The organism is Vibrio sp. ABG19 (genome assembly GCF_029962385.1).
Taxonomy (GTDB): domain Bacteria; phylum Pseudomonadota; class Gammaproteobacteria; order Enterobacterales; family Vibrionaceae; genus Vibrio; species Vibrio ostreae.
Map to the genome: position 1 here is coordinate 1,234,416 of NZ_CP071707.1, position 14,197 is coordinate 1,248,612.

The 14,197-nt window shown below is 50.7% G+C and carries 13 protein-coding genes; 8 read left to right on the forward strand and 5 right to left on the reverse strand.

What is annotated here, in order from left to right:
• The first annotated feature begins 496 nt into the window (after positions 1-496).
• Positions 497-1,291: a siderophore-interacting protein gene (locus J0X00_RS05540; RefSeq protein ID WP_136485561.1), complete on the forward strand. Its 795-nt coding sequence runs from the start codon at positions 497-499 to the stop codon at positions 1,289-1,291.
• 106 nt (positions 1,292-1,397) lie between these two features.
• On the opposite strand, the gene J0X00_RS05545 is transcribed toward J0X00_RS05540, so the two are convergent.
• Positions 1,398-2,522 (reverse strand): M14-type cytosolic carboxypeptidase, encoded by a 1,125-nt coding sequence (locus tag J0X00_RS05545; protein WP_136485559.1) that lies wholly within the window; start codon positions 2,520-2,522, stop codon positions 1,398-1,400.
• 69 nt (positions 2,523-2,591) lie between these two features.
• Positions 2,592-3,305, reverse strand: coding sequence for a UTRA domain-containing protein (locus J0X00_RS05550; protein WP_282476581.1), 714 nt, complete (start codon positions 3,303-3,305; stop codon positions 2,592-2,594).
• A gap of 499 nt (positions 3,306-3,804) precedes the next feature.
• Between J0X00_RS05550 and rnk the strand changes: the two genes are divergently transcribed.
• Positions 3,805-4,212: a nucleoside diphosphate kinase regulator gene (rnk, locus tag J0X00_RS05555; protein ID WP_136485555.1), complete on the forward strand. Its 408-nt coding sequence runs from the start codon at positions 3,805-3,807 to the stop codon at positions 4,210-4,212.
• 84 nt (positions 4,213-4,296) lie between these two features.
• Here the strand turns inward: rnk and yjjG are convergent, their stop codons facing one another.
• Complete coding sequence (gene yjjG / locus J0X00_RS05560; RefSeq protein ID WP_136485553.1) at positions 4,297-4,971, reverse strand: pyrimidine 5'-nucleotidase; 675 nt, start codon at positions 4,969-4,971, stop codon at positions 4,297-4,299.
• Positions 4,972-5,068: 97 nt separating this feature from the next.
• Here yjjG and J0X00_RS05565 point away from each other — a divergent pair, with 97 nt between their 5' ends.
• The 3 genes from J0X00_RS05565 (at position 5,069) to msrB (ending at position 8,232) form a co-directional block, all read left to right on the forward strand.
• The gene (locus J0X00_RS05565; RefSeq protein WP_282476582.1) at positions 5,069-5,986 is read left to right on the forward strand and encodes a LysR family transcriptional regulator; all 918 of its coding nucleotides are present in this window, start codon (positions 5,069-5,071) and stop codon (positions 5,984-5,986) included.
• Positions 5,987-6,331: 345 nt separating this feature from the next.
• Positions 6,332-6,982, forward strand: coding sequence for an isoprenoid biosynthesis glyoxalase ElbB (gene elbB, locus J0X00_RS05570; RefSeq protein ID WP_136485549.1), 651 nt, complete (start codon positions 6,332-6,334; stop codon positions 6,980-6,982).
• Positions 6,983-7,101: 119 nt separating this feature from the next.
• Positions 7,102-8,232 carry a peptide-methionine (R)-S-oxide reductase MsrB gene (msrB, locus tag J0X00_RS05575; RefSeq protein ID WP_282476583.1) on the forward strand — a complete coding sequence of 377 codons (1,131 nt, stop codon included), beginning with the start codon at positions 7,102-7,104 and terminating at the stop codon, positions 8,230-8,232.
• 30 nt (positions 8,233-8,262) lie between these two features.
• On the opposite strand, the gene J0X00_RS05580 is transcribed toward msrB, so the two are convergent.
• The gene (locus tag J0X00_RS05580) at positions 8,263-9,351 is read right to left on the reverse strand and encodes a helix-turn-helix domain-containing protein (RefSeq protein WP_282476584.1); all 1,089 of its coding nucleotides are present in this window, start codon (positions 9,349-9,351) and stop codon (positions 8,263-8,265) included.
• Positions 9,352-9,580: 229 nt separating this feature from the next.
• Between J0X00_RS05580 and J0X00_RS05585 the strand changes: the two genes are divergently transcribed.
• Genes J0X00_RS05585 through eat form a run of 3 tightly spaced genes read left to right on the forward strand, consistent with a single transcriptional unit; the run spans position 9,581 to position 13,230 of the window.
• Entirely contained in the window at positions 9,581-10,984 is a 1,404-nt protein-coding gene (locus J0X00_RS05585; protein WP_282476585.1) for an ethanolamine ammonia-lyase subunit EutB, read from the forward strand.
• Positions 10,981-11,823: an ethanolamine ammonia-lyase subunit EutC gene (gene eutC, locus J0X00_RS05590; protein ID WP_282476586.1), complete on the forward strand. Its 843-nt coding sequence runs from the start codon at positions 10,981-10,983 to the stop codon at positions 11,821-11,823. The genes J0X00_RS05585 and eutC overlap by 4 nt, the downstream gene beginning before the upstream one ends.
• Positions 11,824-11,838: 15 nt before the next feature.
• Positions 11,839-13,230, forward strand: coding sequence for an ethanolamine permease (gene eat, locus J0X00_RS05595; RefSeq protein ID WP_136485541.1), 1,392 nt, complete (start codon positions 11,839-11,841; stop codon positions 13,228-13,230).
• Between the two features lie 220 nt (positions 13,231-13,450).
• Here eat and folE read toward each other — a convergent pair whose 3' ends face one another.
• On the reverse strand, positions 13,451-14,104 hold the full coding sequence (gene folE / locus J0X00_RS05600) for a GTP cyclohydrolase I FolE (RefSeq protein WP_136485539.1): 654 nt from the start codon (positions 14,102-14,104) through the stop codon (positions 13,451-13,453).
• Between the last annotated feature and the right edge of the window lie 93 nt (positions 14,105-14,197).

Below are 14,197 nucleotides of genomic sequence, written 5' to 3' on the forward strand. Positions count from 1 at the left end.
CTGGTTAAACCGTGCGCGGCGCATGCTCAATCCGGGCCTGATCTCCCTCAGGTGCCGGCTCTATCAGGATGTAACAGGTAGCGGCCGCGATATGTCCGCCTCTGCCGTAGCGCAACAAAAGCTCATTGATGTTGGCTCGTAAACGGCGATCAAAAATCGATTTTTCCGTACTGCATGTCTTTAGGTTCAACACGCTTGATGTCGTTAATCAGGTCGAGTTTTTGAGTAGTACGGCATACACCAGGATCAAAGCGCCGTATGAAATAACTCTAGACTGCATCAGCAGTTTGACAAATCTAAGCTGCTGTTTTCAATGTAGCAAAGCCACAAACTGCCAGGATGATCACGCCTTTTATTACGCCGTACAGCAGTGCATTTACAATGGTTCATTTGGTGTAGTTCGTAAATTTCAGTAAATGACAACAATTATCATTGCCGAATGACAAAATTAGCGTTAAGGTGAGTACACTTATCGGCTGCCAGACATCAGGTTACTATGCAAAACAAACAAAAATCCCGTCGCAATTTCGCGCTGACTGTTACTGAAACCCAACAAATTTCGCCAAACTTCCAGCGTATTACGCTGCAGGGAGATGAGATTGCCCATTTCGGTAAAGAGAGTGAAGGCGGATACATTAAGTTATTATTTACGCCTCAGGGCGGAACTGATATCGGTAGCCTGAGTGAAGAAGAGCGTCCATTGATGCGCACTTACACCATTCGTCAATTTGATCCGGCCAGCAACCAGATTGTGGTCGATTTTGTCCGTCACATTACCAGCGACCTGTCTTGTGGCTTCGCTGCCCGCTGGGCGGAAAGCGCACAAGTCGGCGATACCATTTCGATTGCAGGGCCGGGGAAAAGTCAGTCTCTGAACCAGGACGCCGATTGGGTATTTCTTGCCGCTGACATGACGGCTATCCCTGCACTATCTGTGACTTTGTCACAGCTCAATTCTGATGCTCGCGGTTATGCCGTGGTTGAACTGGCTTCCATCGCTGATAAACCAGAACTGCAGGCACCGGCCGGTATCGAGCTTATCTGGGCATGCAGCGACCAGGGAGAAACCCTTGCCGATGCAGTACAAGCACAGGCCTGGTTGGCCGGCCAGTGTTCGGTGTGGTGTGCGTGTGAATTTGAATCGATGCGGACATTGCGTCAATATTTCCGTAATGAAAAAGAGATCGACCGCGAACATATCTACATCAGTAGCTACTGGAAAAACGGCGTCAGCGAAGATGGTCACAAAGTTCTCAAGCGCGCGGATGCAGACGCAGACACCACCAGCTGATAAGGCTGCGATTCACGCCAATAATGTCGGTATCTGAAGTCAAAAAAGCCAGCGCATCACCGCTGGCTTTGGTTTATCTGGCGAACATAGCATCGCGATAAAGAGTTCAGATTTTGTCTGTCACCGCCAGTGTGGCCGCCAGTACATCCTGCCCAAACAAAATACTGCGCTCCGGTGACCAGCCATACAGCGGATCCGGATGATTGCTGTTATCCTTAAACGGCATTTCGATGGTGTAAGCCAGACAACCAAACTGCTCAGCCACCCAGTTGGATCCGACGGTCAGATTCGCTTTGCCTGGTTCATCTTTGTCGTAACCGACTTCGTCCTGAAACTCAGGCGTAATGGTCGATAATGCCTGCTTAAATGCCGCTTCCTTGGCTGCCAGTTCCGGGCTGTAGGAAGGAATCCCCTCAGAGCCGGCGACAAAGTTATAAGGCAAAGCTTCATCACCATGGATATCGAGGAACATGTCCACACCCGTTTGCAGCATACGCTCACGCACCAGGTAGACTTCCGGGCTCTTCTCCATTGAAGGCGACTGCCATTCACGGTTGAGGTTCACACCAACCGCATTGGTACGCAGGTGGCCACGAACCGAACCATCCGGGTTCATATTCGGTACCACATACAACACCGCTTTTTCCAGTAATGCACGCGCGACAGTATCATTTTCATCCAGCAAGCGGTTGATCAAGCCTTCCATAAACCACTCGGCCATGGTTTCCCCCGGATGCTGGCGCGCGATCAGCCAAATTGCCTTTTTCTCCGGCTCCGCTTCACCAAACGTCAACAGACTCATATCGTGGCCGTCTAGGGTCTGGCCTAAGGTTTCCAGCTGGCAATGATGGGCGCTTTGTGCCATGTGCAGCAAGTCGAGATGACGATCGTAAGAGTAAGGCGCAAAGTAGGCAAAATAGACCGAAGAACGCTCCGGAATTAAGCTGAACGTCAGTGTATCACCATCAAATTCGGCCGGAACACGAAACCACTCTTCACGATCATAAGAAGCCACCACATCGTAACCCTGCCACCCTTCCGGATAAGCAGACTTTGCCAAATCCAGCAGCTTAATGGTGTGCGACTGCTCCGCCTCGCTTTCAAGACGAAAATGGAACCACTGATAAAATTCCGACATATTGTCATTCGGAATTTTCAGCTGTATGTCCTGCCTGTCGTCTGCTTTGACTACGTCAATGCTACCACTATCAAAGTTACTGAATATTTTCATGATTTACTCACCTTATTCTTCTGAGTATGAATTTGCAGGCTAACACAATTTCATCGTCACTGCGCCCGTTTACGCGCTGACCGGAGTCAGAATCGCCTCGGATGCAAGGCAAATCGCATCATGACGCCACAGCTCTGTCTCTGCATTGAGCAGATTACCCTTATGATCATAGTGCTTACGTTCAATGACCAAAGCCGGTGTGCCGGCGGTGGCGCGTAATGCCAGCGCCACATCACCAAACAGCGCACTGGTAGTGACACGGTAACTGATTGAGTGGTACTCAAGGGCAAAGTGCTCACGCAAAACCAGGCTCATTGATTGAGCGAGATCGAAACGGAGTAAATTGGGGCACAGCTGAGGAGGAACGTAACTCGTCACATACGCGACCGGACGCTGCTCCAGATGAAGAAGGCGCTCAATACGATAGACATCAGCGAAAGGCGCCAGCGCCAGCAAACGTGTCGCCACCTTATCCGCCAGCATCGCTTTCGCATTGATGATGGTCATATCGGGCTGACGATTTTGCGCTCGCGCTGCGGTGACCAAATCAACTGCCTGCGACGGATTGTAGCGCAGCGGGGGCGGAGAGATAAACCAGCCGCGGCGATCTTCACGGTAGATTTGGCCTTCAGCCTCAAGCAAGGAAAGAGCCTCGCGCAAGGTTACGCGGGTGGTATTGAAGGATTCAGCCAGCTGGCGTTCAGGAGGAAGCTTCTGCCTTGGTAATAAGCTCCCGGCGTCAATCTGTTCTGCGATAGCCTCTTTGATTCTAACGTACTGCACTCTTGTCCTTAGCATCCGGCGTTGGGGCGGAATTGATATCCAAATAGTACCCACAACTCACCCGCTTTGCACCCGCGCATCACTCACATTCAAACAGATGTGACGTTGTTTTCTTATTCTTTTGCTACGCAAATAGTCGTGTCCTATGGATATATTGGGGTGCTACACATATGCGCGGGTGCTTCGCACATGACACCTCGTTGTTAGTTAATGGACATCCAGTAAAGCGCAGGTTGAACAACGGAAAAAGCGAAATCATTCATTAGCACTTTCTGGCTACCCTTCCCCTTGATAGGCAGCCAGACGCGACGAATCATCGATACGTTTAGCGTGACCACCTCGGCATTACTTACAAATACACACACTTTATAAGTATGAAATTGTGAGCATTTTGATTGCGTTTTTGTTACGTAGCCACTAACTTAAATTCAGTCGAAATGAATTCGGCCTGTATACCGCCCTGACTGTTCAGGGCGGTGTTTGTTTGTGGAGAAAATAAATGTTACACACTCATTCAATCGTCGTTTCCACACTGGACATGGACCGCATCAGCTCACTGATGGACAAAATGCCCAAGCTGTCACCGGAACTATTAAGGCTGGAAGATGAACTGGATCGGGCAACGATCAAAGAACCTCAGGAAATACCGCCAGGCGTGGTCAGTATGAACTCAACCGTACGCTTTAAATTTCAGGGGAAAGACGAAATCATGGAGAAACACCTGGTTTATCCCCATGAAGTCAAAAGTAATGACGATATTTCCATCTTTGCACCGGTAGGCAGTGCCTTGCTGGGATTATCGGCCGGACAAACACTAAGCTGGCCTATGCCAGGTGGCAGTGAGAAAGTGATTGAAATTATTGAAGTGACTTATCAGCCGGAACGTGAAGGTCGCTATGATCTGTGATGTCTAAATTCAGGTATCTGTGATACCTGAATTCTGGTGCAAAAGCCGTTTTAAATGAACACCCCTTTGCACCAGAAGAGCTTATCAGGCCAGCAAAATGCTTTGCAGCTCAGCTAACGAACTCACCTCGTAATGGGCATCAATGCCGTGTGGTTTTTCAGCTTGATGGATATTCAGCCAACAAGTTTCCAGACCGGCATTCAGACCACCCAGAATATCTGAGTGCGGGTTATCTCCGACCATAAGTACCCGCGTTTTATCCGGATCCCCCATGACGGTTAAAGCGTGATTAAAAATACCCGCATCCGGTTTCGCCACACCGACCTGCTCCGAAATCACCACGTGCTCGAAGTAATCCTTCATGCCCGTTCTGGTCAGGCGCACATCCTGCAGTTCGGTAAAACCATTGGTAATGATGCCGAGTTTCGCTTTGCCCTGCAGAGCCTGCATCAGTTCACGTGCGCCGGGTAACAAAGTACAGATGTCTGCCATCGCCTCAAGAAAAGCGCTGTTGAGCTCGGCCGTTGTGGTGCCAATTTTTTCCGCCCAGGATTGAAAGCGAATGTGTTTCAGCTCAGCCGCTGTGATCACACCATTTTGATAATCCACCCACAGTGGCTTATTCACTTGCTGATAATGCTGGTAATCCTGCTCGCTAAAGTCTAATCCCTTACGCGAGAACATCAGCTGCATCCCTTTAAAAGCATCGAAATGAAACAGGGTGTCGTCAGCGTCGAATAAGATCCAATCGTATTTCATTTTCATCTCCTCAAATCGCGCAAACAGTCTAGATTGTTTTCCATGAGATGTTAATCTAGTAGGTAGGAAACTTTTTGTTAAATATATCTCAACAATTATGGATAATACCTTTTCTGCAATCCCGGTCTTCGTGGCAGTAATTGAATGCGGTAACTTTTCGCTGGCCGCAGAGCGGCTGGGTATCACTAAGTCTGCTGTCAGCAAACGGATCACCCAACTGGAAGATGAACTGGGGCTGCGCCTGCTCAACCGCACCACACGTAAGCTTAGCCTGACCGAAGCGGGCGAACGTTATTATTATCACGTGTCTCAGGCGATGACACACGCCCGGCAGGGCAGTGATGCAGTCAGTGAACTGCAGGGCGAGCCGCGCGGCAAGTTAAAAATTACTGCGCCGATGTCGTTTGGTGTTCTGCACATCGCCCCGATTATCAGTGAATTTCTTGAGCGCTACCCTTACGTGGAAGTCGATTTACAACTGGAAGATCAGATGGTCGATCTTATTCAGGGCGGCTTTGACCTTGCGATTCGTATTGGCCACCTGCCCACCTCAAATTTAATCGCTAAACGACTGGTGCGTTGTCGCAGCATACTGTGTAGCTCGCCGGGTTATCTGCAGCTTCATCAGCCGCCACAAAAACCTCAGGACCTCATCCACCATAATTGTCTGGTTTACTCGTATTTCCGTGGCGGCAGTGAGTGGACGTTCAGCCAGAACGGCGCGGATTTTAAAATCATCCCCAAGGGTAACCTGACCGTGAATAACAGTGAAGCCATACGCCGCGCCCTGCTTGACGGTTTAGGCATCGGCCAATTGCCGACGTTCCTGGTCAGCAAAGATATTATCGCCGGTCGCCTGAAGCCTGTGATGCAAGAATTCAGCTTACCTGAACATGCCATCTACGCGGTTTTCCCTGAGCGTAAACACCTGCCGCTCAAGGTGCGCGCTTTCATGGATTTCGTCAGTGACAAACTCGGCGCCGATGTCCCTTACTGGGATCAGGACATTTTCTAAAACGACAACGATTCTCTTAGACGGCAACTTTGTTTGATAAAACAACCATTAGCTTTTTTTAAACAACCATTAGCTTCTTATATAACAGCAACTAGCACCGTAGCGGTCACTGTTTTAGCACGCTTCACATCAAAGATAAAATTCGCCACAATGATTATTAATCCGCAATGTTGAATAGCGATCCGTGATTAATGAACAATCATTCACGAGATTGAGCAAAAATCCCCCGCTATCAGTGACAACATAATGAAAGCCTTAAACTAAACTTAAAAGCGGATCGCAAAAATGTTGACGTCCCAGCTTAGTGCAAGCATGTTTTGCCCGAACAGATAAAGGAATGGATCGATGAAAAAAGTAGCCGTGATATTAAGTGGATGTGGTGTGTTTGATGGAGCCGAGATTCATGAATCCGTGCTGGCACTGCATGCCATCGAACGCCACGGTGCCAGTTGGCACTGTTTTGCGCCCAATATTGAGCAAATGCATGTTATCAACCATCTGACGGGTGAAGAGATGGCAGAGACACGCAACGTGCTGGTGGAATCAGCGCGTATCGCGCGCGGAAAAATCGAGGATGTGGCCAAGCTTAAAGTTGAAGAGTTCGACGCCTTGCTCATACCCGGTGGGTTCGGCGCAGCAAAAAATCTGACCGACTTTGCCGTGCATGGCTCGGAATGCAGTATCAATACCCATGTTGCCACCGCCTGTCGCGCTTTTGCCCAGGCAGGTAAACCGGCCGCCTATCTGTGTATTGCACCCACCATCATCCCGATGATTTACGAACACGGTGTCGAAGGCACTATAGGTAACGATCCGGACACCGCTGTCGCATTTCGTAAGATGGGCGGCGAGCATGTCTCCTGTCCGGTCGATGATTTTGTGTTCGATCAAAAGCACAACGTACTATCGACCCCGGCTTATATGCTGGCCGAAAATATTTCTCAGGCCGCTTCCGGTATCGATCGTCTGGTCGAAGAGCTGATTAAACTGGCCTGAACCATTGAACCCGGTAATACCCTCCGCTATCTATCTGGTGCCGGGTTGCCGGGTTGAAATTTTTTCCGTCTTCGACTGTTCTTATTGAGTATCCGTTCAATACATGAGTAAGAACTGTCATGAAACGTATTACGATAAGTTTACTAGCTTTACTGGTCGCGCTACCTGTAGGCCTGTCCTTTTTCAGTCAGGCATCCAATCATTCCTCTGCCTCTCACGCAGAACATGAGCAAGTGGCAACCCTCGCTGGGGGCTGCTTCTGGTGTACCGAGTCCGATATGGAGAAACTGGACGGCGTGATTGATGTTGTATCCGGTTATTCAGGCGGGACGGCAGATAATCCCACTTACAAACAGGTCTCTTCCGGCACCACGGGGCACATCGAATCGATTCAGGTCACCTACGACAGTGACAAACTGAGCTATGAGCAGGTTCTGGACCACTTCTTGCGCCATATTGATCCGACCGATGACGGTGGTTCTTTTGTTGACCGTGGTAATCAGTACCGCCCGGCTATTTTCTATCACGATGCGCAGCAAAAGCAGGTTGCTGAACGCTTTATGCAGGAGATTGACCAGGCAGGTATTTTCCACAAGCCATTGAAAACCGAATTAATTGCATTCAAAAAATTCTGGCCGGCCGAAGAGTATCATCAGGATTACTACAAAAAGAGTTCGCTGCGTTATAAATACTATCGCTACGCTTCAGGCCGGGACCAATACTTAGACCAGATCTTCGGCGCTGACCGTGAAGATAACCCGAAAACACTGCGTCAGTTGATTGATGAAAAACGGGCCATTAGTGAAGTTAAGGTGTATACACGGCCGTCTGAGGACCAAATCCGCGCTAAACTGACTGACTTGCAATACCGGGTTACTCAGGAAGATGCCACCGAGCGGGCATTCAATAACGAGTACTGGGACAATAAAGCAGAGGGGATCTATGTCGATATTGTCTCCGGTGAACCACTGTTTTCCTCAACAGATAAATATAAATCCGGAACGGGCTGGCCGAGTTTTACCCAGCCAATTGATCCGGCTTATATCGTTACCAAGTCAGATAACACTCTGTTTTACACCCGAACCGAGGTACGCAGCCGCTTTGGCCGTTCGCATTTAGGCCACGTATTTGAAGATGGCCCGGCACCGACCGGTTTACGCTACTGCATGAATTCTGCTGCGATGCGTTTTGTACCGAAAGAAGAGATGCAGGCACAAGGCTATGGTGCCTACCTGAAACTGTTCCAATAACCCGGTTTCTCGCCAACTGTACGCCGCACATTATCGTTGCGGCGTAAAACTTTTCACCAATGCGGCACGCTCATAGCGATCGGCACGATCACGAGTCTGGCTCGGGGTCTCGCCAAACAGCAGCTTGTAGTATTGGTTAAAGGTCCCGAGATGATAAAAGCCATACTGTAACGCCAGTTCACTGATGGTTTTTTCCTGATCAGTGACGATCAACGCCCGGCGCACCGCATTGAGCCTGCATTCACGTAAAAAGGCGATCGGGCTGACTCCAAGCTCCTGCTCAAAACAGTATTGCAGGGTGCGCTGGCTAACGCAGGCTATCGAGGCCATTTCCGCCACACTCATCGGATAGTCACCATTATTATCGAGGTGACGGTACAAACGTAACAGAGCCTGACGACGGGTGGCGTAACTGCGCGACTCATTGTGTTCACTGACCGCAAACTGCCCTAATCTGTCAATCACTGCACTGACCAGCACTTGCTGCAGTGCTGCCTGACTGTGTGACGACTGACCTTGCGACAATTGTCCAGACCGCGATTGTCCAGACGGCGATTGACCAGAAGAGAAGTGCAGCAAGCGTTTCCCCAATACCGACTCCGTATCCAGCACCTGCCGGATCAGTTCCACCAGCGACCAGCAGCCATGTTGCGGATTGAGGTTTTTCAGTAAAGATGTCGACTCCCACTGCTGCTTGTCATCACACTGGATATTTTCCAGCAACAGGTCACGCTCAATCACCACACCAAAAATATGAAAATTATCCGGGGTCGCCAGGTCAAAGTGCTGCTGTGCCGGACGAATCATCAATTGGTGCGGCGCTGCCTGCAAACCATTCACTTTCGGGCGTTGCGCGTCCATCGAAAAACCAATCCAAATGGCGTTCGGATTGACACTGCACTCCTGATGCACAGTATGACTGGTGAATTCCTCAAACAAGTGCAGGCCGGGCAGCTTAATCTCATCCAGATAGCCATGAAATTGCCCTGCACCATGTTGATTATACTTCTGTTCCCAGGCGTTGAGGCTTTGCGCTTGTTGGTTCACATCAAAGCTGTACTGCTTGCACCTTATTGGTGCGCATGAATTCCCTTCATGTGGCAATTGAATCAAATTCATTTTCACTCTCTTGCACCAGCTTTAGGCACGTAAAAATATATCTCATTGTTTTTATTTATAATTCTAACTTTGCGCATTGACGTCATGTTACCGGAACACAATTCGCACTATTTCTCTCAGTTCAATTTGCAATGTTCGGACCGCAGCGAAACAGATCGCAGCAAACAGGAATCTCCTCGGCTGCTATCCATCCGCTACAGTGCCCCGAAACCAAAAGCTGAGAGGTTTTATGAGTTCACGCTACCGTTACCAGATAGGCACCCAGACCTATCAGTTTGCTTCTCTGAAAGAGGTGATGGCCAAAGCGTCACCGCTGCGCTCCGGCGATCAGCTGGCCGGCGTGGCAGCGACATCCGCCGAAGAGCGCGTCGTGGCGCAAATGGTGCTGGCTGACCTGCCACTGAAAACCTTTTTAAATGAAACGCTCATCCCGTATGAAAGCGATGAAATTACCCGCCTGATTATTGATGAACATGATGCTCAGGCATTTCTGGAAATCGCGCACCTGACGGTGGGTGATTTTCGTAACTGGCTGCTGCTGGAAACCACGACCCATCTTGAACTGACTCGCGTCAGCCCGGGCATTACTCCGGAAATGGCGGCGGCGGTGAGCAAAATCATGCGTAATCAGGATCTGATTCTGGTGGCTAAAAAATGTCGCGTCACGACCGCGTTTCGCAACACGATTGGTTTGCCGGGCCGCTTATCGACCCGCTTACAGCCGAATCATCCGACCGATGATATGAGCGGCATTGCGGCCTCTATTTTTGATGGCCTGATGTACGGCAACGGCGATGCTGTGATTGGTATCAACCCGGCGACCGACAGTGTCAGCCAGGCGGTCAAACTGATGAAACTGATGGACGAAGTAATTCAGCACTATGAAATCCCGACCCAGTCATGCGTGCTGACCCACGTCACCAATACCGTTGAAGCGATCGAACAAGGCGCCCCGGTTGATCTGGTGTTCCAGTCGATAGGCGGCACAGAAGCGACCAACCAGGGCTTTGGCGTCAACATCAACGTACTGGCGGAAGCGTACGATGCCGCACTGAGCCTGAAACGCGGTACGGTCGGTGACAACGTGATGTACTTTGAAACCGGTCAGGGCAGCGCCCTGTCTGCCAACGGCCATCACGACGTCGACCAGCAAACCTGTGAAGTGCGCGCCTACGCCCTGGCACGTAAGTTCAAACCGCTGCTGGTCAATACCGTGGTCGGCTTTATCGGCCCCGAGTATCTGTTTGACGGTAAGCAGATCATCCGCGCCGGTCTGGAAGATCACTTTTGCGCCAAGCTGCTTGGCCTGCCGATGGGCTGTGACATCTGCTACACCAACCACGCTTACGCCGATCAGAATGATATGGATAACCTGCTCACCCTGCTTGGTGTGGCAGAATGCTCTTTTATCATGGGAATCCCCGGCTCTGACGACATCATGCTCAATTATCAGACCACCTCTTTCCATGATGCACTCTACGCACGTCAGGTACTCGGCTCGCGCCCAGCGCCGGAATTTGAAGCCTGGCTGCAAAAAATGCAAATCTTCAATCAACAGCAGGGTAAACAGCTGTCAGACGAGCTCTCTCCGCACTTCATCCAGCCGCTGGGCTTAATCAAGGAGGCCGTATGAGCGTTGTCCCTATCAACCATTTGATCCACGAGGATCCGTGGCACAAATTACGCCAGTTTACTCAGGCCCGCATCGGTATCGGCCGGGTCGGCACCAGCATCCCGACAGAGGAGCTGCTGCGTTTCCAGCTCTCTCACGCTCAGGCAATGGACGCCGTACACGTACCGCTCGACGAGCAACAACTGGTTAAGACAATGGCCTCCAGGCCAGAGCTGACACCTTATCTGCCCGCTTTGTCGCTGCACAGCCAGGCGGATGAACGCCTGACTTATCTGCAGCGGCCGGATCTGGGTCGTAAGCTGAGCGAGTCGTCTATTGAGCAGCTCAAAAAGCACGCGGATGAACACGCCAAACCTTACGATCTGGCGATTGTCATCGCTGATGGCCTTTCCTCTTATGCCATCAGTAATCACGCCACACCCTTTATTGAAGCGCTGATTGAACAGTTGCACAACGACAGCAAAAACAGCTGGCAGATTGCACCGCTGTGCATTGTCCATCAGGGCCGTGTCGCAGTCGGCGATGATGTCGGTGAAGCCATTAACGCCAAAGAAGTGCTGGTACTGGTCGGTGAACGTCCGGGACTGAGCTCCCCGGATAGCCTGGGGCTGTATCTGACCTGGCATCCGCATCGCGGCACGGAAGATTCGCTGCGTAACTGTATTTCCAATGTACGTCCGCAAGGCCTGCCTTATCAGGCAGCGGCGATGAAATGTTTCTATCTGTTGGCTGAATCACGCCGTCTCAAACTGACCGGTGTCGGCCTCAAAGACCGCTCGGATGACACCATCCTCGAGCATAAACAGACACAGTTTTTCTCTTTAACTTCAAAGTCATAACGTAAGGATAGTAGTATGACAACATCAAACGATTATCTGGCTCAACGCCAGCTCAAACGTGGCGCCGCAGGTTGGATTCTGCTGGCCGGATTGGGTATCTCATATGTGATCTCCGGTGATTTCGCCGGTTGGAACTTCGGTATCGCTCAGGCCGGCTGGGGCGGCTTTGTGATTGCCGCCGTACTGATGGGCATCATGTATCTGGCACTGGTGCTGTCTCTGGCCGAAATGTCAGCGGCGATCCCGGCAGCCGGCGGCGGTTACAGTTTTGCCCGTCAGGCCATGGGCCCGATGGGTGGCTTTCTGACCGGCCTGGCGGTTTTGATTGAATACTCGCTGGCTCCGGCGGCGATTGTAATCTTCATTGGTTCGGCGGTGAATGAGCTGACTGGCTTTGACGGCCCCGTGGTCTATGCCCTCTTCTACCTGGCTTTTGTTGGTATTCACATTTTTGGCGTAGGCGAAGCATTAAAAGTGATGATGGTGATCAGTGGCCTGGCGGTATTGGCAATCCTGGCGACCGGTGTTGCTCTGGTGCCTGAATTTAACAGCGCCAATCTATTTGATATCGAGCCGACTGCCAGCGGCGATCTGATGCTGCCGATGGGTCTGTACGGTGTCTGGGCTGCACTGCCGTTTGCGATGTGGCTGTTCCTGGCGGTAGAAGGTGTTCCACTGGCCGCGGAAGAAGCCAAAGATCCGAAAAAGGATGTGCCAAAAGGTATTATTGCTGCGATGGTATTCCTGTTGTTCACTGCCGTTCTGGTTGTCGTTCTGCTGAGCGGCGCAGCCGGTGCTAAAGTGATTGGCGACAGCGCGGTCCCTCTGGTTGATGCGCTTAATATTGCCGGCCACTCACAACTGGCGACCTTCGTGAACGTGCTGGGTCTGGCCGGTCTGATCGCTTCATTCTTCTCCATCATTTACGGCTACAGCCGCCTGGTATTTGCGCTGTCACGTGCCGGTTATCTGCCGAAAAACCTGTCACTGACCAGCCAACGCAAAGCGCCGGTCCGCGCTCTGATCTACCCTGCGATTCTGGGTTTTATAATCTCGCTGAGCGGTGAAGGTGACCTGATTCTCTCTATGGCGGTTGTCGGCGCAACCATCTCTTACGCCATGATGTCAGCCAGCCACATTATGCTGCGCATCAAGCGTCCTGATATTCCTCGTCCATACAAAACTCCGGGGGGCGTGGTCACTTCAGGTGTGGCTTTGGTCTTGTCAATTATCGCCCTGACTGGTGTGTACGCTTACGATGTGCGTGCCTTCCTGTTCACTCTGGTCCTGTTCGCCGTCGGTATGCTCTACTACTTCGTCGTCGGTCAGCACAATCTGATTGCTAAAAGCGCCGAGGAAGAGTTCGCTCTGCTCGATCAGGCGCAAGGTGAGCTGGAAGCTGCCTGACAGAAAATCGGGTAACAACAGCCATCCACTATCAACTCAAAGCAATCGCCATTCCTTACGGGATGGCGATTTTTTATATTCGCTCTGCACCGTTCATTGACAGCGCGAGCCCTGCCGAAGAGGGAAAAAACAGGCACAAAAAAAGCGCCTGCTCAGAGACGCTTTTCGAGTTAACTTTTATTTGGTTTATGCGTTAGATATATAGTTTATACGTTGGCGCTTAACGCAGGCCATGCAAAAACTCGGCGCGGGTCGCCGGATTGGACTTGAAAATACCACCCAGTGCCGTGGTGGTGGTCTCGCTGGTTGCATCCATCACACCACGTGATTTCACGCAGTAATGGGTCGCATCAATGGTGACTGCGACATCATCCGATTGCAGCAGAGCCTGCAGCGCCACCAGAATTTGCTGGGTCATGCGCTCTTGTACCTGCGGACGCTGGGCAAAGAAACGGACAATACGGTTGATCTTCGACAGACCGATAATTTTGCCGCGTGGAATGTAAGCCACTGCCGCTTTGCCGTCGATGGTCACTAAATGGTGCTCACAGGTACTGGTGACGGTAATGTCTTTAACCCGCACCATTTCACTCACGTTCATCTTATTTTCGATAACCGTAATCTTCGGAAAGTTCTGATAATCAAGGCCAGAAAAGATTTCGTCAACGTACATTTTGGCGATACGATGCGGCGTTTCTTCCAGGCTGTCGTCAGTCAAATCGAGCCCCAGCAGGTTAAGAATCTCACGCATATGGTGTTCGATTCGCTCTTTTTTCTCTTCACGACCCATCGTATTTGGCTGCATTGGCGTTTCCAAACCACGACGCTCCAATGCATCTTTAACTAACTTCGCGGATTCGCTAAGACCTGACATTACCTTACCTCTTAATTACCCCTTCCGGATGGCAGACAAGGATACTCGGATTTTTTAATAATTACATCCTTAATTTAAAGATGGGTTTAATTC